Genomic DNA, 25,742 nt, shown 5'->3' with positions numbered 1-25,742 from the left:
AGTGAGATGGAGCACCCGGCCACCCACTACGATCGGCGCCCACGGCGCACCGGGGGTGGAGCGGCCTCGCGACGGCCCCGCGCACGCCGGTTCTCCCAGGGTCTCCCGTTCGGATCCGGCCGGATCCGAACGACGGTCCCCGGCCTCCCGCCAGCCGTTCCCGCCCCTTCCCGGAAGGACCTGACGACATGAGCTTCGACCCCAGGGCCCCCATGGCTCAGCAGCACGACGCCCACCGCGCGCGGCAGCGCCGCGACCGTGCCCTGGCCATAGGCCTGAGCGTGCTCGTCGTCGTGGGCCTGGCCGGCTTCGGCACCTACATGGTGCTGGAGACGTCCGAGGCGTCCGAGCAGGAGCGGGCCGCCCCGGCGGAGGACGCCAAGGCGCCCTCGACGGAGCAGAAGCAGACGGAGCCCGCCGACGGACCGGTCGCGGGGCTGCGGACCTGGGACGCGACGAAGCTGACCCGCAACCACGTCACCGGGACCGTCGCGTACCCGATGAAGCCGCCGGTGGGCGGTGACCACAACCCCGTATGGATGAACTGCGACGGCGATGTGTACACCAAGGCCCTGCCCGATGTGAACGCCGTGCACTCGCTGGAGCACGGATCGGTGTGGGTGACGTACACGGACAAGGCCCCGCAGGCCGATGTGGCGAAGCTCGCCGAGCGGGTCGGGCGGACGCCGTACTCGCTGATGAGCCCGTACGAGGAACAGTCCGGGGCGATCATGCTGACCGCCTGGGGCAAGCAGGTGACGGTGGACGGCGCCGACGACCCGCGGGTCGACCGGTTCTTCTCGCAGTTCGTGCAGGGGCCGCAGACGCCCGAGCCCGGTGCGCCCTGCACGGGCGGCCTGGGGGAGCAGTGACCGGTGGCGCAGTGACCGGTACGGAACGCGTCCGGCGCGTGCGGTGAGCGGCCGGCTCCGCCGTGGCGCTCGCGCTGCTGTTCGCGGGCACGGTGCCGGCGGAGAAGCGGCTCGCCCGGGGAATGGCAGAGGCCCAGCAGTCGGAGCCGGACGCGATGGCCGACATGCCGGCGGCGCGAGGCGCGGGACCCCGCTCCTGAAAGATTCCCTCCGGCCGCAGGTGCACCCGAACGGGTGATAGCGGTCGCGTCCCCCGAACGGGCCCATGACGATGGGTTCGCTCGGGGTCGTACAGCATGCCCATCGGCACGCAGGAGGAATCCCTCATGACCACCGCCAAGGACATCATGCACACCGGGGCCACGTGGATCCCCGCGCACGAGACGCTCGACCGGGCCGCGCAGCTGATGCGCGACCACAAGGTCGGTGCGCTGCCCATCTCGGCCAATGGCGAGCAGGACCGGATGATCGGCATCCTCACGGACCGGGACATCGTGGTCGGCTGTGTGGCCATGGGCCACGACCCGTCCAAGATGACGGCGGGCGACCTCGCCCACGGCACCCCTCGCTGGATCGACTCGGAAGCCGATGTGGAGATGGTGCTGGAGGAGATGCAGACCCATCGCATCCGCCGGCTTCCGGTGATCGAGAACAAGATGCTGATCGGCATGATCAGCGAAGCCGACCTGGCGCAGCACCTCACCGAGGAACAGATCGCCGGCTGGGCGGAGAAGGTCTACGCGCGCGGCTGACCGCCCGCGCCGACCCGGTCCGCAGTCCTGCTGCGCCGATGGCCCGGTGCCCCCTGCCCGAAGGGTGCCGGGCCATTGCCTCGCCCTCCCCCGCCGGAGCCCGTACCGCTGCGGAGAAACGTCTCCGCGCGCGCCGGATACCCGGCGGGGGTAGGGTGCTCTGCATGACCCTGAGTGAAGGTGCGACATACGGACAGTTGCTGCTGTGCGTCTCGCTGCTCATCGGGATCCTCCACCTCCTCAGGGGCGTCGCGGTCAGGGTCGCTCCCCTGCCGGGGCCGGGGCCCCGGCAGGGCGGCGTCCGTCCCGCCCCGTTGTCGGTGCTGCGCATATAGAAGGGGGCGCGCCTCCCCCTCTCCCAGCAGACCGAAATACCGACAACACCCCGAGGTGCACTCCGTCATGCGCACTCCACCCACCCGACGCGCCGTGCTCGGCGCCGCTTTCGCCACCGCCGGCACGGCGGTACTGGCCGCCTGCTCCGACGAATCCGACACCGGCCATGGCCACGGCGGCAAGAAGACCGGCAGCGCGAACGCCGGTGGCACGAGCCACGGCGGCGTGAACCACGGGACCCCGCCCCGCGGGAAGTCCGATGACGGGTACGTCTCCCCCGGCGGGGAGGAGGTCGCGGCGGCCGAGGCCAAGCGGGGCTCCGGCCCCGTACGGAAGATCGACCTCGTCGCCACCCCGTCCCGGCTCGATCTGGGCGACGGGCTCACCGTCGGCTCCTGGGCGTACGACGCCCGGCTGCCCGGCAAGGAGCTGCGGGTCACGATGGGCGACACCCTCGCCGTCAACTTTGCCAACCACCTGCCTGCGGAAACGACACTGCACTGGCACGGGCTCAATGTGCGCAACGACATGGACGGGGTGCCCGCTCTGACCCAGGCACCCATCAAGCCCGGTGCGGAATTCGCCTACCGGTTCAAGGTCCCGCACGCGGGGACGTACTGGTTCCACCCGCACACGGGCGTCCAGCAGGACCGCGGACTGTACGCGCCGCTGATCGTCGACGACCCCAGGGAGCCCCTCAAGTACGACAAGGAATGGGTCGTCGTCCTGGACGACTGGGTCGACGGGGTGGACGGCTCGACGCCCGACTCGGTGCTGTACGAGCTCAGCGGCGGCAGGGGCGGCATGGACCACGGCAGCGGCGCGCACGGAGCCCCCGCCAAGCCCGCCAAGGGCCGCTCCGGACCCTCGCGGATGACGAGGGACTCCTACAGCGAACTGCTCGACAGCCACGGGGGCGATGTCGCCTATCCGTACTACCTGATCAACGGCCGCACCGCGAAGTCCCCCACGTCCTTCGCCGCCAAGCCCGGCGACCGGATCCGGCTGCGCATCATCAACGCGGGCGGCGACACCGCCTTCCGGGTGGCGCTCGGCGGCCACCGGATGACGATCACCCACACCGACGGCTACCCGGTCCGGCACAGAACGACGGACGCCCTGCTGATGGGCATGGGCGAGCGGTACGACGTGATGATCACCGCCGGCGACGGGGTGTTCCCGCTGACCGCGCTCGCGGAGGGCAAGAGGGCCTCGGCGCTGGCCCTGCTCCGCACCGGCCAGGGGAAGGCGCCCACCGCGTCCGTACGCCCCAGGGAGCTGGACGGAGAGCTGGTGGAGGCGTACGGACTGATGCCGGACGAGTCCGTGAAGCTGTCCTCGCGCAAGCCCGACCGGACCATCCGGTTCAGGATGACCGGCAACATGAAGGCGTACGACTGGGCCTTCGACCACGAGCCCTACAACCCCCACCAGCGCCATCCGGTGCGGGAGGGCGAGCGGGTCAGGCTGGAGTTCTTCAACGTCACGGAGATGTGGCACCCCATCCACCTGCACGGGCACTCGTTCGGCCTGGTGGGACCGGCGGGGCCGAGCCACCGGGCCACCCGCCGGGGCGCGGTCGACTGGGCACGCAAGGACACCGCGATCATCCGGCCGGACAGTTCCCTGGCCGTCGAGTTCGACGCGACCAACCCGGGGCTGTGGATGCTCCACTGCCACAACATCTACCACTCGGACGTGGGCATGATGACGGTCATCGGCTACCGCCGCTGAGGGCCGCGGGACCCGGCTCCTGGCGGGCCGCGGCCTTGGTTCCGCGGCCCGCCAGGACATTGCGTCAGTCAGACGATTACACTGGTGCGCGTGCCTCAACTACGTCTCGCACTGAATCAGATCGACTCGACCGTCGGTGATCTCTCCGGCAACTCCGAGGCGATCGTCCACTGGACCCGCCACTCCGCCGAACAGGGCGCCCATCTGGTGGCGTTCCCGGAGATGGTGCTGACCGGCTACCCGGTCGAGGACCTGGCCCTGCGCCCGTCCTTCGTCGAGGCCTCGCGGCAGGCGCTGCGCGCGCTCGCCGCCCGGCTCGACGCGGAGGGCTTCGGGGAGCTGCCGGTCGTGGTCGGCTACCTCGACCGCTCCGAGACGGCCCAGCCCCGCTACGGCCAGCCCGCCGGCTCCCCGCGGAACGCCGCGGCGGTGCTGCACCGCGGGCAGGTCGCGCTGACCTTCGCCAAGCACCACCTCCCCAACTACGGCGTCTTCGACGAGTTCCGGTACTTCGTGCCGGGCGACTCGATGCCGGTCGTACGGGTCCACGGCGTGGACGTGGCGCTCGCGATCTGCGAGGACCTCTGGCAGGACGGCGGCCGGGTGCCGGCCGCGCGGGCCGCCGGCGCCGGGCTGCTGCTGTCGATCAACGCCTCGCCGTACGAGCGGGACAAGGACGACACCCGGCTGGAACTGGTCCGCAAGCGGGCCCAGGAGGCGGGCTGCACCACCGCGTACCTGGCGATGATCGGCGGCCAGGACGAGCTGGTCTTCGACGGCGACTCGATCGTGGTCGACCGGGACGGCGAAGTGATCGCCCGTGCCCCGCAGTTCGCCGAGGGCAGCGTCGTACTCGACCTGGAGCTGCCGGCGGCCGCCGCCGAGCCGCCGTCCGGTGTCGTCAACGACGGGCTGCGGATCGACCACGTGGTGCTCTCCGAGGAGCCCCTCGCGGCGTACCCGGCGGAGCTGGGCGGCGGGTACGCGGAGCGGCTGGACGACGACGAGGAGCTGTACTCGGCGCTGGTCGTGGGCCTGCGGGCGTACGCCGCCAAGAACGGCTTCAGCAGTGTGCTGATCGGGCTCTCCGGCGGGATCGACTCGGCGCTGGTCGCGGCGATCGCCTGCGACGCGCTGGGCGCGCAGAACGTGTACGGCATCTCGATGCCGTCGAAGTACTCCTCGGACCACTCCAAGGGCGACGCGGCCGAGCTGGCCCGCCGCACCGGGCTGAACTTCCGCACCGTACCGATCGAGCCGATGTTCGACGCGTACATGGGCTCGCTGGGGCTCACCGGTCTCGCCGAGGAGAACCTGCAGTCCCGGCTGCGCGGCACGATGCTGATGGCCGTCTCCAACCAGGAGGGCCAGATCGTCCTCGCACCGGGCAACAAGTCCGAGCTGGCGGTCGGCTACTCGACGCTGTACGGCGACTCGGTCGGGGCGTACGGCCCGATCAAGGACGTCTACAAGACGTCGATCTTCCGCCTCGCGAAGTGGCGCAACCGGGCCGCCGAGGAGCGCGGGCAGACCCCGCCGATCCCGGAGGCGTCCATCACCAAGCCGCCCAGCGCCGAGCTGCGCCCGGGCCAGGTCGACACGGACTCGCTGCCCGACTACGACGTGCTGGACCGGATCCTGGAGCTGTACGTCGACCGGGACCAGGGGCTGGACGAGATCGTCGCGGCCGGGTTCGACAAGGCCCTGGTCGCGAAGACACTGCGGATGGTCGACACCGCGGAGTACAAGCGGCGGCAGTACCCGCCGGGCACCAAGATCTCCCCCAAGGGCTTCGGCAAGGACCGGCGGCTGCCGATCACCAACCGGTGGCGCGAGTCGGGCTGAGCGGGGCGTGGGCGCGCGGTGACCGGTCCGCCCGGTCACCGCGCCCACGCGTCTCAGCGCGTGTCCACCGGGGTGTCGTCCCGTGCGGGCCGCGCCTGCGCACGGGCCACCACCCTCGACGTCCCCGGTGTGCGTTCCCGGTCCAGCAGGCCGGCCGTGACCGCGACCGCCAGGCCCGCGACCGCGAGGGCCGCGCCGACCGGGGCCGGGGAGGTCCATCCCCAGCCCGCCGCGATCGCGGCGCCGCCCAGCCACGCGCCGCCCGCGTTGGCGAGGTTGAACGCGGAGTGGTTGGAGGCGGACGCCAGGGTCGGGGCGTCCTTGGCCTTGTTCATGACCAGCATCTGGAGCGGTGTGGTCGTCATGAAGCCGACCCCGCCCAGCAGCACCACCAGCACCGGCGCGGCCCACCGCGCATGGACGGCGAACGGGAAGACCGCGAGGACGACGGCGAGCGCGCCGAGCGATCCGTAGAGCGTCGGCCGCAGCGCCCGGTCCGTGAGCGGTCCCGCCGCGAGTGCGCCGAGGGTCATGCCGATGCCGAAGAGCGCGAGCACCGGCGTCACCGCGGACTCGCCGAAGCCCATCACCTCGGTCGTCATGGCCGAGAGGTAGGAGTACACGGCGAAGACCCCGGCGAAGCCGAGGACGGCGGTGAGCAGGCCGAGCAGCACCTGGCGGTCGCCGAGGGCGCGCAGTTCCCGGCCCAGGCCCTGATGGGCGTCGAGGGGCACCTGCGGTACGAGCCGGGCGAGCGCCGCCAGCGCGCAGAGCCCGATCGCCGCGACGACCAGGAAGGTGGCCCGCCAGCCGAGGTGCTGGCCGAGCAGGGTGGCCGCCGGGACGCCGACGACATTGGCGACGGTGAGCCCGAGGAACATGGTGGCCACGGCCCGGGCCCGGCGCCCCTCGGGGACCAGCCGGGCCGCGACGACCGCGCCGACGCCGAAGAACGCCCCGTGCGGCAGCCCGGCCAGGAACCGGCCGCCCAGCAGCCAGCCGAAGCCGGGGGCGAAGGCGGAGGCGAGGTTGCCGACGGTGAAGAGGGTCATCAGCAGCAGGAGCATCCGCTTGCGCGGGATGCGGGAGCCGACGGCGGTGAGCAGCGGGGCTCCCACCACGACACCGATCGCGTACGCCGAGACGAGGTGGCCGGCGGTGGGTACGGAGGTGCCCAGGTCGTCCGCGACATCGGGCAGCAGGCCCATCATCACGAACTCCGTGGTACCGATGCCGAAGGCGCTCACCGCGAGTGCGAGCAGGGCCAGGGGCATGAGGAGAGACCTTTCCGCGGGAAGCCCGGACCGCCCCGGCCGGACAGGGCGGACCGGTGGGCGGGAGGCGGAGGAGGGAACCGGGCGGGCCGGTGCGCGGCCCATCCGGCGCCGTCGCCGGACACCCTTGGTTCCCGAACGGAACAAATTCTCTCAGACGCTCTGTCCCGGCGGGTGAACGGACCGTTTCGTCAGCGTTCGGAGCCGGTGGCGGAACGGCTCACCGCGTCACCGGTGTCACGCCTCAGAGCTGCACGCGCGCCACGATCGGCAGGTGGTCGCTCTCCGTCGCCCCGAGCGTCCACGAGGACATCGGCTCGACGCCCTTCACCAGGATCTGGTCGATCCGCGCCATCGGGAACGAGGCCGGCCAGCTGAAGCCGAAGCCGTTGCCCGCCGCGCCCTGGGTGGAGCGCATCTGGGCGCTGACGCCGTTCAGCGCGCGGTCGTTCATCGTGCCGTTGAGGTCGCCGAGCAGGATCACCCTGCCGAGCTTCTCGTGGGCGATGGCCTCGCCCAGGGCGTCCGCGCTGTCGTCGCGCTGGTTGGCGGTGAATCCGGCGTGCAGCTTGACCCGTACGGACGGCAGGTGGGCCACGTAGACGGCGACCTCGCCCTTCGGGGTCGTCACCGTGGAGCGCATCGCCCGGGTCCAGCCCATCTTGATGTCGACCGGCTTGGTGCCGCTCATCGGGTACTTGCTCCACAGGCCGACGGTGCCCTGCACCGAGTGGTACCGGTAGCGGTCGGCGAGGGCCGCCTCGTACGTCGCCACCTTGCCGCTCGGCAGCTCCTCCAGGGCGATGACGTCGGCGCCGGAGGCCGCGACCTTGCGGGCGGTGCCCGCCGGGTCGGGGTTGTCGGCGTTGACGTTGTGGGTGGCCACGGTGAGGTCGCCGCCGCTGCCGGACTTGTCGGTGAGCAGGCCGCCGAAGACGTTGAACCAGACCACGACCGGCAGCAGCAGGGCGATCAGCGCGGTCGCCGAGCGGCGCACCAGGCCGAGGACCAGCAGCAGCGGGACGAACACCCCGAACCACGGCAGGAACGTCTCCGAGAGGCTGCCCAGGTTGCCGATGGCGTTCGGGATCTTGGCGTGGAAGGCCATCACGAAGGTGAGCAGGACCGAGCAGAGGGCGAGGACGATGCCGCGCCGCCAGATACCCGGGTCCCTGGTCCACCTGTCGCGCAGCTCACGCAGGCGGGACCCCGACCCGGCGCGCACCGGATCCGGCTCCGGGCCCGGCTCCGCACGGTCGTTCCCGGTGTCCGCTCCGTACGCCTGCACCATCGCGCTGTCCTCACTGCCTTGCCGTGCATGTCGCCGCGTCCACGACCCTAGGCGATGGGCGACGGGTTTCCTGCCGTCGACGACGGCCGTACTGCCACGAGGACGAGGGGCGGGGTCCGGAGGGTTCCGGCCGGGCGGGGCCCGGAGGGGCTTGTGACAGAACGATCACAATCGGGCGGGTCCGGTTCCGTTTCCTGAATTGCCGGGTGTACGGGAGTGCCGGGCGCCCGGGTGTGTCACGCGCCGTCGGCCGGGCGGGGCGCCAGGCCCTCGACCAGGATCCGGACGATGCGGTCGGCGAGGTCCTCGGGCAGCGGCGCGTCGGGCCGGTGGATGGTGCGTACGAGCATGGGCCCCAGGAACAGGTCGTCCATCAGCCCCACGTCCAGGTCCGCGCGCAGCTCCCCGGCGTCGACCGCGCGCTGCACGGCCGCCAGCATGGCGACGCGGCGGGGCGCGATGACATTGCCGTGGTACTCCGCCCACAGCTTGGGGTGGCTCTTCATCTGCGCGAACACGTTGTGCAGCAGGACCGAGGAGCGCTGGGCCAGGCCGCGTCTGCGCATCGAATCCAGCAGCAGCCGCAGGTCGTCGAGGCCGGCGGTGCCGGAGACGGCGGGCTCCGGCGGCTCCATGTCCTTCAGGACGTCGACGAAGAGTTCCTCCTTGCCGCTCCACCGCCGGTAGATGGTCGCCTTGCCGACGCCGGCGGTACGGGCTATGCGCTCGATGGAGAGGCCGGCCAGGGGCTCACCGGCCTCCAGCAGTCCGACGACGGCGTCCAGGATCGCCCGCTCGGCCGCCGCGCTGCGCGGCCGGCCCCGTCGCGGTTCCGGTTCCTCCCGGACCGCCCGGTTCCGGCCTTCCGCCTGTGCCTGTACCCGCACGTCGCTCCACTCCTCAGTACTTCCGGGCCACCGGTCTCACCGGCCCGCCCCCGCCGCACGCACCGAACGGTCGCCCTCGTCCGATCCGCCGGCCCCCGGTCCGGCGGGCGGCTTCCCCGGCAGGAACAGCGCGACGACGAGCGTGCCCACCAGGGCGACGCTCGCGGAACCGGCGGCGGTGACGTGCATGGCCTTCAGGAACGCGTCGTTCGCCGAGACGATCAGCGGGGCGCCCGCCGGGCCCAGCTTGTCGGCGATGCCGAGCGTCGCCTCGATCGACTCCCCCGCCGCCTGTCTGGCGCCGGCCGGGACCGCGCCGAGGTGCCCCTCGATGTCGCCCCGGTAGACGGTGGAGAGCACCGAGCCGAGCACGGCGACCCCGAGCGCCCCGCCGACCTGCCGGAAGGTGTTGTTGACGGCCGATCCGGAACCGGCCTTCTCGCGGGGCAGCGCCTGCATCACCGAGACGGTGACCGGCGTCATCACATGGGCCATGCCCGTGCCCTGGACGAAGAAGAGCAGGCACAGCACCCAGACCGGCGTGGTGCCGTCGAACAGCGTGAACGAGGCCAGTCCGAGCGCGACCAGCAGCATGCCGCCGGTGCAGGTGGCCCGGGCGCCGAAGCGGTCGACGAGCAGCCGGGCCCGCGGCGCGAAGATCATCTGGGCGGCCGCCAGCGGCAGGAGCATCAGCCCCGCCTGCAGCGCGGTCCAGCCGCGCACGCTCTGCATGTAGAAGGCGGAGAAGAAGGTCACCCCCATCAGCGCGAAGAAGACCAGCGCTATGGCGGCGACGGCCGCGGCGAACGACGGCTCCCTGAAGTACGCGATGTCGATGGCCGGGTGACTGCTGCGCTTCTCGTGCCAGACGAACCAGGCCAGGACGAGCAGGCCGCCGAGGCTCGACAGCAGCACGACGGGGTCGGTGAAGTCGGCGAGCTGGCCGCCGCGGATGATGCCGTACACCAGCAGCACCAGGCCGACGATGGAGAGCCCGACGCCGAACGGGTCGGTCCGGCCCGGGTTCGGGTCCTTGGAGTCCGGGACCAGCAGCACCATCGCGGTCAGCGCCACGGCCACCACCGGCACATTGACCAGGAAGATCGAGCCCCACCAGAAGTGTTCGAGCAGCAGCCCGCCGGTGATCGGGCCGATCGCGATGGCCACGCCGACGCTGCCCGCCCATATGCCGATGGCCCTGGGCTGTTCCTCGCGCTCGAAGACGTTCATCAGGACCGCGAGGGTGGCCGGCATGACGAACGCGGCGCCGAAGCCCATCAGGGCACGCCAGGTGATCAGCTGGGCGGGCGAGCCGGACATGGCGGCCAGCGCGGAGCCGACGCCGAACAGCAGGATGCCGAAGAGCAGCACCTTCTTGCGGCCGATGCGGTCGCCGAGCAGGCCCGCGGTGAACAGGAATCCGGCGAACACGAGCGTGTAGGCGTTGATCGCCCACTCCAGCTCGCTCTGGGTGGCCCCGAGGCCCGTGGGTGCGGGGCTGGCGATGGTCTTGACCGCGACGTTCAGGATCGAGTTGTCCAGCACGACGATGAGCAGGCTGAACATCAGGACGACCAGGATCGCCCAGCGGCGGCGGTGGACCGCCTCCGGGATCTGGGGCACGGCAGCGCGAGCACCGGACGGCATCGACATGGCAAGGAGCTTATCCGATTTCGATACGGAACCGTCTCGTATTGCAAACACATGACCATTCGGAGTCGCCTTCCGGCCATGCCCGCACGGGCGTGTGCGGACCCACTTCCCGTGGACCGCTGCGGGATGCCACCATGGAAGCGATCCGGGGACGCCGTCAGGGCGCCTCGAGATGATGAAGGAGCCGTTCGCAATGTCGCTTCAGGCTGCGCGGAATCAGTCCGCACCATCCCCCGCGGGAGCCCCCGCCGACAGCAGCAAGGCGCTGTACGGAGGCAAGAGCACCCGCCGTATCTCCATCCATGACATCGCCGCCGCCACCGAGCGCGGCGAGAAGTGGCCCATGCTCACCGCCTACGACGCGATGACCGCGTCCGTCTTCGACGAGGCCGGGATCCCGGTCATGCTCGTCGGCGACTCCATGGGCAACTGCCATCTCGGCTACGAGACCACCGTGCCCGTCACGATGGACGAGATCGCGATCCTCTCGGCCGCCGTCGTGCGGGGCACCAGGCGTGCCCTGATCGTCGCCGACCTGCCCTTCGGGGCGTACCAGGAGGGCCCCGTCCAGGCCCTGCGCAACGCCACCCGGCTGATCAAGGAGTCCGGTGTCGGCGCGGTCAAGCTGGAGGGCGGCGAGCGCAGCCACGAGCAGATCAGGCTGCTGGTCGACGCCGGTATCCCGGTCATGGCCCACATCGGCCTGACCCCGCAGTCCGTCAACGCGATGGGCTACCGGGTGCAGGGCCGCGGCGAGGAGGCCGCCCAGCAGATGCTGCGCGACGCCAAGGCCGTGCAGGACGCGGGCGCGTTCGCCGTCGTCCTGGAGCTCGTACCGGCCGAACTGGCCGCCGAGGTCACCCGCACCCTGCACATCCCGACCGTCGGCATCGGCGCCGGTCCCGACACCGATGCCCAGGTGCTGGTCTACACCGACATGGTCGGGCTGACCGGCGGCAAGGTGCCGCGCTTCACCAAGCAGTACGCGAACCTGCGCCAGGTACTGGGCGACGCGGCGAAGGAGTTCGCGGAAGAGGTCGTCGGCGGCGCCTTCCCGGCCGCCGAGCACACCTTCCACTAGGGTCTTTCGTTTGGATCAGCCCGGCATGATCCAAACGAGAGACCCCAGTTCCACCGGTCCCGCCGGTTCGTTCCGCCTGAACCACTGCCCGCACCACCGACAGCCCGCCGACATCCCCCATCGGCGGGCTGTCGGCCCGCTGTCGGCGGGTTGTCGGTGGCGGCTGGTCCCATGGTGGACATGACGCGAATCGACAAGAACCCCAGGAGCGGCCCGAACGCCGTGGAGGTCCGGGGGCTGGTCAAGCACTACGGCTCGACCAAGGCTCTGGACGGCGTGGACCTCGATGTCCGCGAAGGCACCGTGCTCGGTGTCCTCGGTCCCAACGGAGCAGGCAAGACCACGCTCGTACGCTGCCTGTCCACCCTGATCGTTCCCGACGCCGGACACGCCACCGTGGCGGGCTACGACGTGGTGAAGCAGCCCCGGCAGCTGCGCCGCACCATCGGCCTGACCGGGCAGTACGCCTCGGTCGACGAGAAGCTCTCCGGCTGGGAGAACCTCTACATGATCGGGCGGCTGCTCGATCTGCCCCGAAAGACCGCCCGGTCCCGGGCCGATGAGCTGCTGGAGCGGTTCTCGCTCACCGAAGCGGCCCGGAAGGCCGCGATGGACTACTCCGGCGGCATGCGGCGCCGGCTCGACCTGGCCGCCTCGATGATCGGCAGCCCGGCCGTGCTGTACCTGGACGAGCCGACGACGGGGCTCGACCCCCGGACCCGCAACGAGGTCTGGGACGAGGTGCAGCGGATGGTCGCGGAGGGGGCGACCGTGCTGCTCACCACCCAGTACATGGAAGAGGCCGAGCAGCTCGCCAGCGAGCTGACCGTCATCGACAAGGGGAAGATCATCGCCCGCGGCGGGGTCGACGAGCTGAAGGCGAAGGTCGGCGGCCGCACCCTGCAGATCCGGCCCTCGGACCCGGCGCAGCTGCCCGCGATGGCGCAGGCGATCCGCGAGGCGGGCCTCGACGGGGTCTCGGGTGCGCAGGCCGTCCCGGACGAGGGACTGCTGTACGTACCGATCCTCAGCGACGAGCAGCTGACCGCCGTCATAGGCCTGCTCGGCGCCCGGGGCTTCCCGCTGGCGCACGTCGCCACCGCGCTGCCCAGCCTGGACGAGGTCTTCCTGGCCATCACCGGCGAGAAGTCCGCTTCCGCCGCCGACACGATCCCCGAGGAGGTCGCGGCATGAGCACGGCGACTCTGACACCCACGCCCACGCCCGCCGGGTCCGCCCGGGCGAGGACGGTCCACGACGAGGGCCGGATAGGGCTGCGCAACAATCTGCGCCACATCGGCGCGCTGGTGCGGCGCAACATGCTCCAGATCAAGAAGGATCCGGAGTCGATGTTCGACGCGCTCCTGATGCCGATCATCTTCACGCTGCTGTTCGTGTACGTCTTCGGCGGATCGGTCGGCGGCAGCATGGGCGGCGGCCGGCAGGAGTATCTGAACTACCTGATCCCCGGGCTGATGGCGATGATGGGCATGAACATCGCCATGGCGGTCGGCTCCGGCGTCAACGACGACTTCCGCAAGGGCGTCATGGACCGGTTCCGGACGATGCCGATCGCCCGTTCCTCGGTGCTCATCGCGAAGATCGTGGTCGAGCTGGGCCGGATGATGGTCGCCACCCTCATCCTGCTGGCCATGGGCTTCGCGCTCGGCATGGAGCTCCAGGAGTCGGTGCTCGGACTGATCGGGGCGATCGCGCTGTCGGCCGCGTTCGGCGCCGCCATCATGTGGATCTTCATCCTGCTCGGACTGACCATGAAGACGGCCCAGGCGGTTCAGGGAATGGGGATGCTGGTGCTGATGCCGCTCCAGTTCGGCTCCTCGATCTTCGCCCCGACGAAGACGATGCCCGGCTGGCTCCAGACGTTCACCGACTACAACCCGCTGTCCAACCTGGCCGACGCAGCACGCGCCCTGATGATGGGCGGCCCGCTCGCCCACTCGGTCCTGGTGACGCTCGGCTGGACCGTGGCCATCACCGCGGTGATGGCGCCGCTCGCGGTCTCCAGGTTCCGCAAGAAGTCCTGACCGGCGGGGTCATTCCCGGTACGCGTCCACGAGGGCGGTGGCCTCCTCCAGGGAGAGGCCGCCGCCCTCGGTGTACGCGCTCCGGTAGGCGTCCCGGCCGAGCACGGCGACGGCCAGTTCCTCCGCCCTGGCCCAGTCGTCCCGCTCCATCGACGTCGGTACGTGGCCCCGGGGCAGCAGTTCCCGGCCCGCCCCCAGCAGCCGGGCCGCGGTGGTGGCCCGCCGCTCGCCGCCGATGCCGGCCAGTGAACGGGCGACGGAGACGAGACTGATGACGGACATCTGCGGCGCCACCAACTGCGACAGCCGGTCGTGGGACCGCTCCAGCGCCACCAGTCCCCCGGGCAGGGCCTGCGCGTACAGCCCGTCCTGGTTGTCCAGCCAGGCCATCGCGCCCAGCACGACCCCTTCGAAGATCGCCACGGTCTCGGAGTGGAACTCGCCGCGCAGCACGGCCAGTTGCTCGCGCGCCTCGCCGGTGCGGCCGGTGCGCCCCAGCCACATGGCGAGATGGAGTCGGGCGATGGACCTCGTGTCGTGCCGCCCGGCGATCACCTCGCGCAGGATCGCCTCGCCCTCGGCGCCGCGGTCCATCTCGGTGAGCACGGCCGCGTACCGGGTGCGCAGGACCGCCACCTGGGAGGGTGCGCCCAGCTTCTCCGCGTGGCCGATGGAGACCCGGAAGTCCTCGGCCGCGCGCGCGTACTCGCCCCGGCGTTCATGGGCCTCGCCCCGTGCCGAGAGCGATTCGGCGACGCCCCAGTCGTCACGGATCCGGCTGAAGAGCTCCAGACTCTCGTCGGCGTCCGTGCGCGCGTCGCCCGCCCACTCGGGCCGGTTGGCCAGCACGTTGGCCCGCATCTGGAGGGCCGCGGCGAGCTCCCATTCGTAGCCGAACTCCCGGCAGGCGCGGACCGTTTCGTCCAGCAGCTCGCGCAGCCTCCCGGTCTCCCCGACGAGCATGACCGCGAAGAACCAGAGCGATGCCGGGACCCGGCAGGTCTGCGGCTGGCCGGCCCGGTAGGTGTCCGCGATGACCCGCAGCCGGGCCATGCTCGCCTCGTCGGTCCACCTCTCGGCGGCGTGGTCCATGCTGACCAGCCGGATCAGGCCCGCCTGGCGGCGTGCCTCCTGGAGCAGCTCGGGCCCCATGGGCGGCGGTGCGTCGGTGCAGCGTTCGTGGATGGAGGGCGCGGGTTCGGCGGGCGGGGCGAAGGGGTCGGGGCCCAGCGCCGCGGCGGCGTCGGCCCAGTGCAGCGCGTCGCTGCTCAGATCGCGCATCTGCCAGTACCAGCACAGCGAGAGCACCATGCAGAGCGCCTCCTGCTCGTCGCGGGCGGCGACGGCGCTTCGCAGGGCGGTGCGGATGTTCTCGTACTCGCGCTGGAGGAGTTCGACGGCGGACCGCTGTCCGGCGCCGCGGAGCCGGGGCTCCGTGGTGCGGACCAGCTCCCGGAAGAACACCAGGTGGCGCCGGACCACGGGGCCGCGTTCCGCCGCCTCGTCGAGCCGGGCGGAGGTGTACTCGCCGACGGTCTCCAGCAGCCGGTAGCGCATCTCGCCGTCCTCGGCGGGCGCGGCGACGACGAGCGATTTGTCGACGAGGGAGCCGAGCAGCCCGGCGACCTCGCGCGCGCCCTGCGGCCCGTCCGCGCAGACCGCCTCGGCCGCGGTCAGGGTGCAGCCGCCCGCGAAGACGGAGAGCCGGCGCAGCACGGCGCGTTCGGGTTCGTCGAGCAGGTCCCAGGACCAGTCGACGACGGCACGCAGGGTCTGCTGGCGGGGCAGTACGGTGCGGGCTCCGCTGGTGAGCAGGCGGAACCGGTCGTCGAGCCGGTCGGCGATCTGGCGCGGGCCGAGCATCCGCAGCCGGGCGGCGGCGAGTTCGATGGCGAGCGGCAGTCCGTCGAGGCGGCGGCAGATCTCCGCCGAGGCGGCCGCGGTCTCCTCGTCCGCGTCGGTCCGGAAGCCCGGCCGGGCGGCGGCGCCGCGTTCGGCGAACAGGCGCAGCGCCATCGGGTCGGGCAGCGGTTCGACGGGGCGGACGAACTCGCCCGGCACGCCGAGGGGTTCGCGGCTGGTGGCGAGCACGGTGAGGTGCGGGCAGTGCGCGAGCAGGTGGTCGGCGAGCGCGGCGGCGGCCCCGACGAGGTGTTCGCAGTTGTCCAGGAGCAGCAGCATGCGGCGCCGGGAGCAGTGCTCGGTGAGGCGTGCGAGGGGGTCGTTCACGTTTCCCTCGGCGACCCTGAGCTCCTCGGCTCCGGCGCCGCGCAGCACGGTCTCGCGGGCGCCGAGCGCGGTCAGTACGGCCTCCGGCACCGCATCGGGGTCGTCGACGGGGGCGAGTTCGGCCAGCCAGACGCCGTCCGGCCAGGCGGGCGCGACGGATTCGGCGGCCTCCTGGGAGAGCCGGGTCTTGCCCGCGCCGCCGGGGCCCAGGAGGGTGACGAGACGGGCGTGCGCGAGGTCCTCGCGCAGGGTGTCGATGTCGCCCTCGCGCCCGACGAAGCTGGTGAGCCGGGCCCGGAGGTTGCCCTGCCGTGCGGCGGGGGGCCCGGTGCGGGCCGGTGGTGCGGGTGGGCGGGGCGGGTCCTGACGGAGCAGTTCGGCGTGGAGCGAGCGCAGTTCGGGGCCGGGGTCGGTGCCGAGGCGGTCGGCGAGCACGGTGCGGACCTCGTCGTAGGCGGCCAGGGCCTGTGCCGTGCGCCCGGCGTCGCGCAGGGCCCGAAGCCGCAGCGCCTGGAGGGGTTCGTCGATGGGGTGCTCGGCGCACAGGGCCACCAGTTCGGGCAGGACCTCGTCCGCGCGGCCGAGCGCGAGGGCCGCGCGGAGCCTGTTGCGGCGGGCGTCCAGACGCCGGGCCTCCCAGCGGGCCGCGACGGCGTCGCGGTCGGGCAGATCGGCCAGGACCGGCCCGCCCCACAGGCCGAGAGCGTCGTCGAGCACGGCCTCGGCCTTCGTCGCGTCGCCCTCCTCCAGCGCCCGCGCGCCCTCCCCGGCGAGCCGTTCGAAGCGGTGGAGGTCGACGGCGTCCGGCTCGGCGGCCAGCCGGTAGCCGCTGTCCGCGGAGATCACCGCGTCGTGGCCGACGGCGCGCCGGAGCCGGCCGACGAGCGCCTGCAGGGCGCCCACCGCGTCGGCGGGCGGCTCGCCGTCCCACACCTCGTCGACGAGCACGGCGGCGGGGACGGTGCGTCCGGGGCGCAGCGCGAGGACGGTGAGCAGGGCGCGCAGCCGCGCCCCGCCGAGGGCGACGGCCGTGCCGTCGTCGCGGAGTGCCCGGGCCGTTCCGAGAATGCAGTAGCGCACCGGCCTATTCTCCGTGACCGGGACCGGGATGGGCACACATGTCCGGTCGCACCCCTGTGCGCCGTGTTCCGGGATCGCTCGTCATGCCCCCACCCTTTCCGGAACCACCGCCCCGGCGCGAGACGTTTGTGACGTGTCGGCGGTACGGTCGGGCTCGCCCTCCGCTCCGTCCCCTTTCCGGCCGCCTGTCAGGAGTTCGCCGATGACCAGCGCAGCAGCCCGCAGCGACCGGCGGATCAGCCCGGTCTTCCTCGGGATCGTCGCCGTGGCGGCGGTGTCGGGCTGGGCGGTGTGGACGAGTACCGGATACCCGTACGGTCTCGCGGCCTTCGTCTTCGTCACGGCTGCCTGGGTGGTCTCGCTCTGCCTCCACGAGTACGCGCATGCCCGTACCGCACTGCACAGCGGGGACATCTCGGTCGGTGCGAAGGGGTACCTCACCCTCAATCCGCTCGCTTACACGCACGCCCTGCTCAGCATCGTGCTGCCGGTGCTGTTCGTGATCATGGGCGGGATCGGGCTGCCCGGCGGCGCCGTCTTCATCGAGCGGGGGCGGATCCGGGGGCGCTGGAGGCACAGTCTGATCTCGGCGGCGGGCCCGCTGACGAATGTGCTGTTCGCGCTGGTGTGCACGGCGCCGTTCTGGCTGCACGCGCTGGACGGCGTCCCGAGGGAGTTCCGGTACGCGCTGGCGTTCCTGGCCCTGCTCCAGGTCACCGCGGCGATCCTGAACTCCCTGCCGGTCCCCGGGCTGGACGGGTACGGGGTGATCGAGCCCTGGCTGTCGTACCGGATCCGGCACCAGGTGGCGCCGTTCGCGCAGTTCGGACTGCTCGCGGTGTTCGCCGTGCTGTGGATCCCGGGGATCAACCATGTCTTCTTCGACCTGGTCCACGGCGTGCTGGACTCGCTGGGCGTGAGCGGCCTGGAGACGGAGTGCGGCCGCGCCGCCTACCGGTTCTGGGAGAACTGGAACGAGGAGTATCCGCTCTGCGCGGTCGGACCGTAGGAGCCGCCCCGCCTCATTCGGCGGTCCGCGCCCGCTGCCGTCGCAGGTAGAACCACGCCATGTTGGACGAGAGCCCGGCCAGCAGCACCCAGACGATCCCGAGCAGGCTGCCCCGGGCGAACGAGATCACGGCCGCGACGACCGCCAGGACACAGACGGCGATGGCGTAGAGAGCGAGTCGGGGCATGGCGGGCGGCTCCTGTCGGGGGTGGTGCGCGGTCCCGTCCAGTGTCCCCCATGCCCCTTTTCGCTCGTCGCAGGGTGGGTCCGCGGGCGGGACCGGCCCGGACACCGGTGGGGCCGGTCCGGCTCAGACGTCGGTGGTACGGAGCCCGGCGTGCGCCTTGTAGCGGCGGTTGACGGAGATCAGGTTGGCGACCAGCGACTCGACCTGGTGCGCGTTGCGCAGCCGCCCGGCGAAGATGCCGCGCATGCCGGGGATCCGGCCCGCCAGCGCCTGTACGAGGTCGGTGTCGGCGCGGGCCTCGCCCAGCACCAGCACATCGGTGTCGATCTCCTCGATGCTCCCGTCCTGCAGCAGCACCGCCGAGAGGTGGTGGAAGGCGGCGGTGACCCGTGACTCCGGGAGCAGGGCGGCGGCCTGCTCGGCGGCGCTGCCCTCCTCGGGCTTCAGCGCGTAGGCGCCCTTCTTGTCGAAGCCGAGCGGGTTGACGCAGTCGACGACGAGCTTGCCCGCGAGTTCGTCCCGCAGCGACTCCAGGGTCTTGGCGTGGCCGTCCCACGGCACGGCGACGATCACGATGTCGCTGCGGCGGGCGCACTCCGCGTTGTCCGCGCCCTCCACGCCGTGGCCGAGCTCCTCGGCGGCGCTCTTCGCACGGTCGGCGGCCCTGGAGCCGATGATCACCTGCTGCCCGGCGCGGGCGAACCGGTAGGCGAGGCCGCGCCCCTGGGGCCCGGTGCCTCCGAGCACGCCGACGGTCAGCCCGGAGACGTCGGGAAGGTCCCAGGGGTCCTTGGCGGGAGGCTTGGCCGCGCTGTCACTGCCATTCGTAGTCATGGCTCCGACATTACTGCCCGCCACGGAGCGGGACCGGGCGTGATCCGGACGAAAGACCCCGGTTCCCCGTTCGGCTGGTCCGCAGCCGTTCCCCGGTGCCGGGCGGTGGCTCTCGGGCATGATGCCGGGCCATGGATGCCGTACGCGTGGCCCTGCTCCGTGAAGTGCTCGCCGGGACCGAGTGGCCCGCCGCGACCCGGCGGTTCGCCGGGGCGCTGAGGTCCTGTGTCGTCCCGCACGGCGGCGGTCTGCTGCTGGTGGGGACGGCGGCGTACGAGCCGTGGCACCTGGCGGCCCATCTGGTCGACGAGTCCACCTGGTCGGGGCTGCCGGAACTGGCCCCCACCCTGGTACGCCACCGGGTGGAGCCGGGCTGCCCCGCGCATCTGGCCGTCGGTCTGGGCAGGATCGAGGCGGCCGGGCGGGGCGAGACGCTGCTGCTGGTGGCCCCGGAGCGGCCCGGTGCGGGGCTGCTGGAGCGGGTGCACGACGCGCGGCGCGCCGGGGCCACGGTGCTCTCGCTGAACGACGGCGACCCGGAGGTGCGCGGGCTGGCCCACGAGACGCTCGCGGTGAGCGGCGACGACGACGTGGACCTGGACACCGTGCAGCATCTGGTGAGCGCGGCGGCCGGGGAGAACAGTGCCCCCGCGCCGCGCGGCCGCCGCGGCTTCCGGGACCGGCTGTCCCGGCTCGCCGACCGGCTGACGGCTCCGCCCCCTGCCCGCTGGTGACGGCCCGGGGCCGGCCCGCCGCGGAAATTCCGTTGCGACGGGCCCCGCGGCGCCGGAGCATGGCCTTCCGTGACTTCTGCCCCGTCCCCGGCCGCCCGGCTGGCCGCCCTGCTGCCCGATCTCTCGCCCCTGCGCTCCTCCGCCGACTTCCGGCTGCTGTGGATCCAGGGCCTGGTGACGTACTTCGGCAGCTTCATGGCGATGATCGCGCTGCCGCTCCAGATCAAGGAGCTGACGGGTTCGCCGCTGGCCGTCGGCGTGATGGGCGCGGTCGAGCTGGTGCCGCTGGTGGTCTTCGGCCTGTACGGCGGGGCGCTCGCGGACGCCGTGGACCGCCGCAGGGTGATCCTGGCCACCGAGGCGGGGCTGGGGCTGCTCGCCCTGGTGCTCCTGGTCAACGCGGCGATGCCCGACCCGATGCTCTGGCCGCTCTATGTGGTGGCGGCCGGGGTCTCCGCGCTCTCCGGGCTCCAGCGACCCGCGCTGGACTCCCTGATGGCCCGGATCGTCCCGCACGAGCAGCAGACCGCGGCCGCCGCGCTGAACTCGCTGCGCTGGCAGTTCGGCGCGATCACCGGCCCGGCGGTGGCGGGGCTGGTGGTCGCGTACGCCGGGCACGCCACGGCGTACGCGGTAACGGTGGCCACCTTCGCCGTCTCCGTGCTGCTGTGCCTGCGTCTGGCACCCGCGCCGCCCGCCCGGGACAGCGCCAAGCCGTCGCTGCGCGGCATCGTGGAGGGCGCGAAGTACGCCTGGAGCCGGCCGGTGCTGCTGGGGACGTACGCGGTCGACATGGCCGCGATGTTCTTCGCCTTCCCGAACGCGATCTTCCCGTTCCTGGCGGACGACCTGGACGCCGACTGGTCGCTGGGCCTGATGTACGCCGCGGGCTCGGTCGGCTCGCTGGTGCTGGGGCTGACCAGCGGCTGGACGTCGCGGGTGCGGCGGCACGGGCTGTTCGTGGTGTCCGGGGCCGCGGTCTGGGGGCTGGCGATCGCGGCGGCCGGGTGGTTCGGCAATGTGTGGGTGGTGCTGGTCTGCCTGGCGGTGGCGGGCGCGGGCGACATGCTCAGCGGTCTGGGCCGCTCCACGATCTGGAACCAGACGATCCCTGAGGAGCTGCGGGGCCGGCTGGCGGGCATCGAGGTGCTCTCGTACAGCGTCGGCCCGCAGCTGGGTCAGGTGCGGGCCGGTGCGATGGCGGGCTGGACGGGGACCCGGGCGGCGGTCTGGAGCGGTGGCGTGGCGTGCGTGGCCTCGGTCGCGCTGCTCGCGGCAGCGCTCCCGAAGCTGCTCACCTACGACTCCGAGACGGACGAGGACGCGCTGCGCAGGCGGGAGGCCAGGGAGTCCAGCCCGTCCGCGGCCTGAGGTACGGGCCCCCGGGAGGCGGGGGCCCGGGGGCCCGTGGCCCCGGTCAGGCCTCCGGGTCGCGCGGTGTGCCCCCGTCGTGCCACTTGGGGTCGTTCTCCCACTCCAGGTTCCGCTCCCGTGCGGTGTCCATGGCGTGCTGGGCCTCCTCGCGGGAGGTGTACGGCCCGAAACGGTCCTTGGCCGGGCACTCGGGGCCCTCCTCGACCTTGTGATGCTCCAGGCAGTAGTACCACTCGCCCGGCTTGCCGACCGTGCGCTTCTTGAACAGGGCCATCAGCGGCTCCTTCCCTCGGGGCCATGCTGCCCCAAGCGCGCTGGTTAGACTCGCTGACATGTCTGGCCAGTCGCTGCTCGCACCCGGGGAGATCACTCCCATCCGTTCCGTGCCCGGAAGGATCCGCCGCCCCGAATACGTGGGCAAGCCGGGCCCCACCCCGTACACCGGTCCGGAGATCCAGGACACCGACACCGTCGAGCGCATGCGCGTCGCGGGCCGGATCGCCGCGCAGGCGATGGCGGAGGCCGCGAAGCACATCGCCCCCGGCGTCACGACGGACGAACTCGACCGGGTCGCCCATGAGTTCATGTGCGACCACGGCGCGTACCCCTCGACGCTCGGCTACCGCGGCTTCCCCAAGTCGCTCTGCACCTCGCTCAACGAGGTGATCTGCCACGGCATCCCGGACTCCACGGTGCTGCGCGACGGCGACATCGTGAACCTCGACGTCACGGCGTACATCGACGGTGTGCACGGCGACAACAACGCCACGTATCTCTGCGGAGACGTGGACGAGGCGTCCCGGCTGCTGGTGGAGCGCACCCAGGAGTCGCTGAACCGGGCCATCAAGGCGGTCCGGCCGGGGCGGCAGATCAATGTGATCGGGCGGGTCATCGAGTCGTACGCCAAGCGCTTCGGCTACGGCGTGGTGCGGGACTTCACCGGGCACGGGATCAATTCCTCGTTCCACTCCGGCCTGATCATCCCGCACTACGACAGCCCGCACGCGACCACCGTGATGCAGCCCGGGATGACGTTCACCATCGAGCCGATGCTGACGCTGGGCAGCCATGACTACGACATGTGGGACGACGGCTGGACCGTGGTGACGAAGGACCGCAAGCGCACCGCGCAGTTCGAGCACACGCTGGTGGTGACGGAGACGGGCGCGGAGATCCTGACGCTCCCGTAGCCCCCCGCCCGGACAGTTCCTCCCCGAAAGCGGCCGCCCCCGGGCGGCCGCTTTCGCGTGCCCGGCCGCTTCCCCGCACACCTGCTTTCCCACGCACCCGGCGCGGACGAGGGACCAGGCGTATCGTTTTTACCGACAGGGCGTCGGGAAGATGTTGACTTAGGTAAACCTAAGTAGGAAGATCGGAGTTGTCGACAGCAATCGCCGCAATACGCGGTCGCTGCCGATATTTCTGTCTCTTCCAGGACTTTTCCGTCCCCTCGGTCTCCGGAGGCCCGCCTTGGACGCAACCGCCGCCACCACGCCCTTCTCGACGCTCATCCGCACCGCGTCGCACGAGCAGCACACCGAGGCGGAGACCTCGACCTTCATGAGCGACCTGCTGGGCGGACGGCTCGGAGTGGACGCGTACACGCGCTACACCGAGCAGCTGTGGTTCGTGTACCGAGCACTGGAGGACGGCGCGCAGGCGCTGCAGGGCGATCCGGTCGCCGGTCCCTTCATCCGGCCCGAACTGATGCGCACCGCCGAGCTGGAGCGCGATCTGGCCCATCTGCGGGGAGCCGGCTGGCGCGAGGGCCTGGAGCCGCTGCCCGCCACCGCCGCGTACGCCGCCCGGGTCGCAGAGTGCATCCGCAGCTGGCCCGCCGGTTATGTCGCGCACCACTACACCCGCTACCTCGGCGACCTCTCCGGCGGCCAGATCATCCGCGACCGGGCCGAGCGGGCCTGGGGCTTCGCGCGCAAGGGCGACGGGGTCCGGTTCTACGTCTTCGAGGAGATATCCAACCCCGCCTCGTTCAAGCGGGACTACCGCGAACTGCTGGACGCGGTGGACGCGGACGACCTGGAGAAGCAGCGGATCGTCGACGAGTGCAAGCGCGCGTTCGCGCTGAACACGGCGGTGTTCCGGGAGCTGGGCGAGGTGTTCCCGCTCAGCGCGTAGGGCCCCCGGCCCGGTTCAGTACCGGGACCGGACCGCGGCGAGTGCCACGCGGCCCCCGATCTCCACCGTGCCGTCGGGTGCGGGAGCGGTGAGGATCTGGGAGCCGCGTCCTTGCGTGATGTTGAGGGCGCGCCCCAGCTCCGCGCTGAGCAGCAGCGCCGCCGCGCCCGTCGCCTCGTCCTCCACGATGTTGTCGTCGCGCCGGGGGAAGGCCCGCGCCCTGACCCGGCCGCCCGCCTCGTCCTCCCAGGCCCATACGTACAGCCAGCCCTCCCCCGGCGGCGGCCCGGTGAGCGCCTCGACCTCGGCGGCCGAGCCGTACCGCTCCAGCGTGCGCGGGGGCGCCCACTCGGGGCGGGCGGTGATCCAGCTGAACTCGCCGTCCTGGCGGGCGAAGACCTCCCCGACCGGAAGCTCCAGGATCTCCAGGTCGAGCAGCCAGGCCGTGCCGACGAGCGGATGCCCGGCGAACGGGAGGCGCAGTCCCGGGGTGTAGATGTCGACGTGCCCGCGCTCGGGGTCGTCGACGAACACCGTCTCGCTGAAGCCCAGCCGGCGGGCCAGCTCCTGCCGGGAGGCCCGGTCCGGGTACGTACGCCCGTCGCGCACCACGCCGAGTGCGTTGCCGTGCCGGCCGTCGGGGCCGCAGAACACGCGCAGTACGTCGATGCCCGCGGGTACGTCGAAGTCGCTGTCGCTCACACGGGCATTCAAGCACCGCCCGGACGGTGGCCGTCGGGCCGGTCCGTCCGGGCGGTGCCGTCGTGGGACGCGGACGGGTCAGGCGGTACGGCGACGGCGGGCCACGGCCACGGCTCCGGCGCCGGCCGCCACGATCACGCCCGAGGCGGCGAACAGGGCGCCGGCCGGGAGGTCGGAGCCGGTGGCGGCGAGGGAGCCCGCGCCGCCGACCGAACCACCGGCCGAACCGCCGGCCGAACCACCGACGGAGCCGCCCGCGGAACCGCCGCCCACGCTGCCGCCACCGGTGGCCGCGGAGCCGCCCGCCTCGCCGGAACCGCCTGCGGCGCCCGGGAGTTCGGCGTCCTTGTCGAGGGCGACCGCGACGGTCAGCGCGTCGAGCTGCTCACCGGCCCGGTACATGCCGCCGAACGCCTTGGTGCCGTCGGCGGTGAGGGTCGCCGGGACGGCCGAGATGTTCACCACGCCGTTCTTGGCGGCGAGCTGTCCCTTGGCCGGCTTCAGGTCCGCGAGGGCCAGGCCGGTGTACGTGGAGACCTTCTTGGTCTTGCGGTCCTTGGTGGAGACGTCCGCGATCAGGGTGCCCTTCGTGCCGTTCACCTGGATCTCCATGCCGGTCAGGGAGAGGTCGAGGGTGTACGCCCCGTCCTCCTCGTGGCCCAGGAAGCGGACCTTGCCGTGGAATTCGGCGTTCAGGGTCTGCTTCGCGGCGTCGAAGCGGCCGGTCGCGTCGGGGAACCGGTAGCCGTCGCCGGACGCGGTGGCACCGGCCGTCGTCTCGACCTCGCCCTGGGCGATCGGGCCCGTGACGTACGAGCGGAAGGACTTCTTGACGCCCCAGTCCAGGGTGCCGTCGACGATCTCGCCCGGGGTGGCGGCCGGCTTGTCGGTGGTCGTGGCCGAGGGGGACGGGGACGCGGTCGTGGTGGGCTTCGTGCCGGGTTCGGTGGACGGGTCGCCGGTGGGCTCCGTGGAGGGCGTGCCGGTCGGTTCGGTGCCGGGCTCCTCGGTGGGGTCGGTGGTCGGGGGCGTGACCGCCTTCACCGAGAGCGTGGCCGGATCGAGCGCGTCGCCCTCCTTGTACTGGCCGTTGAAGGCCTCGGAGCCGGCCTTGGTCAGCGTCGCCGGGATGTCCTTGAAGACCATCGCGCCGCCCTCGCCCCGGCCCGGCCGCACCGCCGAGAGGTCGAGGGAGGCGAACTTCACGTCGTCGCGGGTGCCCTGCGGGGTCGTCACATCGACGGTGATCGCGCCGCCGGTGCCGCTCGTGGCGAGCTTCACATCGGAGAGGGTGATGTCGAGGACGCCGCCGTGGGCGTAGAAGTTGACGCCGCCGCCGAAGGCGGTGTCGGTGCCGTGCGTGGCCGTGTCGTAGGTGCCCTTGCCGCCGGAGAAGGTGAACACCCCGTTGTCGGGCGCCTGGACGGCACCGTCCTTGACGGTGATCTTCCCGCCGGAGAACGACGAGGCGAGGTACTTGCGGAAGGACTCCTTGACGCCCCAATCCAGCGTGCCGTCCTTCAGCTCCAGCTTCGGCGCCGCAGCGGTCGCGCCGGCATCGGCGGTGCCGTCGGCGGCGAGTGCCGGAAGGGCGAACACGGTGGCGCCGAGGGCGGCCGCGGTGGCGACCGCGGCGGTGAGGGCTATGGGGCGGCGGGTGGCTGCCATGGTCGTTGGTCTCCTCAGG

23 protein-coding genes are annotated in these 25,742 nt (G+C 72.2%); 13 read left to right on the top strand and 10 right to left on the bottom strand.

The genetic code is table 11. The features are described from left to right. The first annotated feature begins 188 nt into the window (after positions 1-188). The 5 genes from ACWCPY_RS03785 to ACWCPY_RS03765 all read left to right on the top strand — a co-directional run bounded on the left by ACWCPY_RS03785 (position 189) and on the right by ACWCPY_RS03765 (position 5,539). On the top strand, positions 189-872 hold the full coding sequence (locus tag ACWCPY_RS03785; RefSeq protein ID WP_451262698.1) for a DUF3105 domain-containing protein: 684 nt from the start codon (positions 189-191) through the stop codon (positions 870-872). Between the two features lie 326 nt (positions 873-1,198). After that, positions 1,199-1,624, top strand: coding sequence for a CBS domain-containing protein (locus tag ACWCPY_RS03780; RefSeq protein WP_403770932.1), 426 nt, complete (start codon positions 1,199-1,201; stop codon positions 1,622-1,624). Positions 1,625-1,788: 164 nt separating this feature from the next. Beyond that, positions 1,789-1,959, top strand: coding sequence for a hypothetical protein (locus tag ACWCPY_RS03775; protein WP_451262696.1), 171 nt, complete (start codon positions 1,789-1,791; stop codon positions 1,957-1,959). Positions 1,960-2,026: 67 nt separating this feature from the next. Next, entirely contained in the window at positions 2,027-3,694 is a 1,668-nt protein-coding gene (locus tag ACWCPY_RS03770; protein WP_451262695.1) for a multicopper oxidase family protein, read from the top strand. A 90-nt stretch (positions 3,695-3,784) separates the two neighbouring features. Beyond that, entirely contained in the window at positions 3,785-5,539 is a 1,755-nt protein-coding gene (locus ACWCPY_RS03765; RefSeq protein ID WP_451262694.1) for an NAD+ synthase, read from the top strand. A 53-nt stretch (positions 5,540-5,592) separates the two neighbouring features. Here the strand turns inward: ACWCPY_RS03765 and ACWCPY_RS03760 are convergent, their stop codons facing one another. The 4 genes from ACWCPY_RS03760 to ACWCPY_RS03745 all read right to left on the bottom strand — a co-directional run bounded on the left by ACWCPY_RS03760 (position 5,593) and on the right by ACWCPY_RS03745 (position 10,644). Beyond that, positions 5,593-6,813, bottom strand: coding sequence for an MFS transporter (locus ACWCPY_RS03760; protein ID WP_451262693.1), 1,221 nt, complete (start codon positions 6,811-6,813; stop codon positions 5,593-5,595). Positions 6,814-7,057: 244 nt separating this feature from the next. Continuing rightward, entirely contained in the window at positions 7,058-8,104 is a 1,047-nt protein-coding gene (locus ACWCPY_RS03755) for an endonuclease/exonuclease/phosphatase family protein (RefSeq protein ID WP_451262692.1), read from the bottom strand. A gap of 236 nt (positions 8,105-8,340) precedes the next feature. After that, the gene (locus ACWCPY_RS03750) at positions 8,341-8,991 is read right to left on the bottom strand and encodes a TetR/AcrR family transcriptional regulator (RefSeq protein WP_451262691.1); all 651 of its coding nucleotides are present in this window, start codon (positions 8,989-8,991) and stop codon (positions 8,341-8,343) included. A 36-nt stretch (positions 8,992-9,027) separates the two neighbouring features. Beyond that, a complete protein-coding gene (locus ACWCPY_RS03745; protein ID WP_451262690.1) occupies positions 9,028-10,644 on the bottom strand; it encodes an MFS transporter in 1,617 nt (538 codons plus the stop codon). Positions 10,645-10,837: 193 nt separating this feature from the next. Here ACWCPY_RS03745 and panB point away from each other — a divergent pair, with 193 nt between their 5' ends. The 3 genes from panB (at position 10,838) to ACWCPY_RS03730 (ending at position 13,770) form a co-directional block, all read left to right on the top strand. Continuing rightward, the gene (gene panB, locus ACWCPY_RS03740) at positions 10,838-11,725 is read left to right on the top strand and encodes a 3-methyl-2-oxobutanoate hydroxymethyltransferase (protein ID WP_329816148.1); all 888 of its coding nucleotides are present in this window, start codon (positions 10,838-10,840) and stop codon (positions 11,723-11,725) included. Positions 11,726-11,896: 171 nt separating this feature from the next. Next, positions 11,897-12,919 (top strand): ATP-binding cassette domain-containing protein, encoded by a 1,023-nt coding sequence (locus ACWCPY_RS03735; protein ID WP_451262689.1) that lies wholly within the window; start codon positions 11,897-11,899, stop codon positions 12,917-12,919. Beyond that, positions 12,916-13,770, top strand: a complete 855-nt coding sequence (locus tag ACWCPY_RS03730) for an ABC transporter permease (RefSeq protein WP_451262688.1) — start codon at positions 12,916-12,918, stop codon at positions 13,768-13,770. The genes ACWCPY_RS03735 and ACWCPY_RS03730 overlap by 4 nt, the downstream gene beginning before the upstream one ends. Positions 13,771-13,779: 9 nt before the next feature. Here ACWCPY_RS03730 and ACWCPY_RS03725 read toward each other — a convergent pair whose 3' ends face one another. Next, on the bottom strand, positions 13,780-17,079 hold the full coding sequence (locus ACWCPY_RS03725; RefSeq protein WP_451262687.1) for a BTAD domain-containing putative transcriptional regulator: 3,300 nt from the start codon (positions 17,077-17,079) through the stop codon (positions 13,780-13,782). 202 nt (positions 17,080-17,281) lie between these two features. Here ACWCPY_RS03725 and ACWCPY_RS03720 point away from each other — a divergent pair, with 202 nt between their 5' ends. Next, positions 17,282-18,088, top strand: a complete 807-nt coding sequence (locus ACWCPY_RS03720) for a site-2 protease family protein (protein WP_451262686.1) — start codon at positions 17,282-17,284, stop codon at positions 18,086-18,088. A 13-nt stretch (positions 18,089-18,101) separates the two neighbouring features. On the opposite strand, the gene ACWCPY_RS03715 is transcribed toward ACWCPY_RS03720, so the two are convergent. Further along, complete coding sequence (locus ACWCPY_RS03715; protein ID WP_451262685.1) at positions 18,102-18,275, bottom strand: hypothetical protein; 174 nt, start codon at positions 18,273-18,275, stop codon at positions 18,102-18,104. A 123-nt stretch (positions 18,276-18,398) separates the two neighbouring features. Next, positions 18,399-19,109, bottom strand: coding sequence for an NADPH-dependent F420 reductase (gene npdG / locus ACWCPY_RS03710; RefSeq protein ID WP_451262684.1), 711 nt, complete (start codon positions 19,107-19,109; stop codon positions 18,399-18,401). Positions 19,110-19,240: 131 nt separating this feature from the next. Here npdG and ACWCPY_RS03705 point away from each other — a divergent pair, with 131 nt between their 5' ends. Continuing rightward, a complete protein-coding gene (locus ACWCPY_RS03705; protein WP_451262683.1) occupies positions 19,241-19,843 on the top strand; it encodes a hypothetical protein in 603 nt (200 codons plus the stop codon). Between the two features lie 69 nt (positions 19,844-19,912). Next, a complete protein-coding gene (locus tag ACWCPY_RS03700; RefSeq protein WP_451262682.1) occupies positions 19,913-21,214 on the top strand; it encodes an MFS transporter in 1,302 nt (433 codons plus the stop codon). A 46-nt stretch (positions 21,215-21,260) separates the two neighbouring features. On the opposite strand, the gene ACWCPY_RS03695 is transcribed toward ACWCPY_RS03700, so the two are convergent. Next, positions 21,261-21,491 (bottom strand): hypothetical protein, encoded by a 231-nt coding sequence (locus ACWCPY_RS03695; protein ID WP_072483357.1) that lies wholly within the window; start codon positions 21,489-21,491, stop codon positions 21,261-21,263. 58 nt (positions 21,492-21,549) lie between these two features. On the opposite strand from ACWCPY_RS03695, the gene map reads away from it, so the two are divergent. Both map and ACWCPY_RS03685 read left to right on the top strand, forming a co-directional pair. Further along, complete coding sequence (map, locus tag ACWCPY_RS03690) at positions 21,550-22,407, top strand: type I methionyl aminopeptidase (protein ID WP_451262681.1); 858 nt, start codon at positions 21,550-21,552, stop codon at positions 22,405-22,407. 280 nt (positions 22,408-22,687) lie between these two features. Continuing rightward, positions 22,688-23,353, top strand: coding sequence for a biliverdin-producing heme oxygenase (locus tag ACWCPY_RS03685; RefSeq protein ID WP_451262680.1), 666 nt, complete (start codon positions 22,688-22,690; stop codon positions 23,351-23,353). 15 nt (positions 23,354-23,368) lie between these two features. Here ACWCPY_RS03685 and ACWCPY_RS03680 read toward each other — a convergent pair whose 3' ends face one another. Next, positions 23,369-24,055 (bottom strand): PhzF family phenazine biosynthesis protein, encoded by a 687-nt coding sequence (locus ACWCPY_RS03680; RefSeq protein WP_451262679.1) that lies wholly within the window; start codon positions 24,053-24,055, stop codon positions 23,369-23,371. Positions 24,056-24,133: 78 nt separating this feature from the next. Beyond that, positions 24,134-25,723 carry an HtaA domain-containing protein gene (locus tag ACWCPY_RS03675; RefSeq protein ID WP_451262678.1) on the bottom strand — a complete coding sequence of 530 codons (1,590 nt, stop codon included), beginning with the start codon at positions 25,721-25,723 and terminating at the stop codon, positions 24,134-24,136. Positions 25,724-25,742: the final 19 nt, after the last annotated feature.

The organism is Streptomyces sp. NPDC002403, assembly GCF_053593015.1.
This window is presented reverse-complemented; position numbering and strand designations above follow the sequence as displayed.

Coding starts and splice junctions, on each gene's coding strand:
- ACWCPY_RS03775 (WP_451262696.1), top strand. CDS start 1,789: ATGACCCTGAGTGAAGGTGCGACATACGGACAGTTGCTGCTGTGCGTC.
- ACWCPY_RS03695 (WP_072483357.1), bottom strand. CDS start 21,491: ATGGCCCTGTTCAAGAAGCGCACGGTCGGCAAGCCGGGCGAGTGGTAC.
- panB (WP_329816148.1), top strand. CDS start 10,838: ATGTCGCTTCAGGCTGCGCGGAATCAGTCCGCACCATCCCCCGCGGGA.
- npdG (WP_451262684.1), bottom strand. CDS start 19,109: ATGACTACGAATGGCAGTGACAGCGCGGCCAAGCCTCCCGCCAAGGAC.
- ACWCPY_RS03705 (WP_451262683.1), top strand. CDS start 19,241: ATGGATGCCGTACGCGTGGCCCTGCTCCGTGAAGTGCTCGCCGGGACC.
- ACWCPY_RS03760 (WP_451262693.1), bottom strand. CDS start 6,813: ATGCCCCTGGCCCTGCTCGCACTCGCGGTGAGCGCCTTCGGCATCGGT.
- ACWCPY_RS03715 (WP_451262685.1), bottom strand. CDS start 18,275: ATGCCCCGACTCGCTCTCTACGCCATCGCCGTCTGTGTCCTGGCGGTC.
- ACWCPY_RS03735 (WP_451262689.1), top strand. CDS start 11,897: ATGGTGGACATGACGCGAATCGACAAGAACCCCAGGAGCGGCCCGAAC.
- ACWCPY_RS03720 (WP_451262686.1), top strand. CDS start 17,282: ATGACCAGCGCAGCAGCCCGCAGCGACCGGCGGATCAGCCCGGTCTTC.
- ACWCPY_RS03745 (WP_451262690.1), bottom strand. CDS start 10,644: ATGTCGATGCCGTCCGGTGCTCGCGCTGCCGTGCCCCAGATCCCGGAG.
- ACWCPY_RS03770 (WP_451262695.1), top strand. CDS start 2,027: ATGCGCACTCCACCCACCCGACGCGCCGTGCTCGGCGCCGCTTTCGCC.
- ACWCPY_RS03675 (WP_451262678.1), bottom strand. CDS start 25,723: ATGGCAGCCACCCGCCGCCCCATAGCCCTCACCGCCGCGGTCGCCACC.
- ACWCPY_RS03785 (WP_451262698.1), top strand. CDS start 189: ATGAGCTTCGACCCCAGGGCCCCCATGGCTCAGCAGCACGACGCCCAC.
- ACWCPY_RS03780 (WP_403770932.1), top strand. CDS start 1,199: ATGACCACCGCCAAGGACATCATGCACACCGGGGCCACGTGGATCCCC.
- ACWCPY_RS03730 (WP_451262688.1), top strand. CDS start 12,916: ATGAGCACGGCGACTCTGACACCCACGCCCACGCCCGCCGGGTCCGCC.
- ACWCPY_RS03755 (WP_451262692.1), bottom strand. CDS start 8,104: ATGGTGCAGGCGTACGGAGCGGACACCGGGAACGACCGTGCGGAGCCG.
- map (WP_451262681.1), top strand. CDS start 21,550: ATGTCTGGCCAGTCGCTGCTCGCACCCGGGGAGATCACTCCCATCCGT.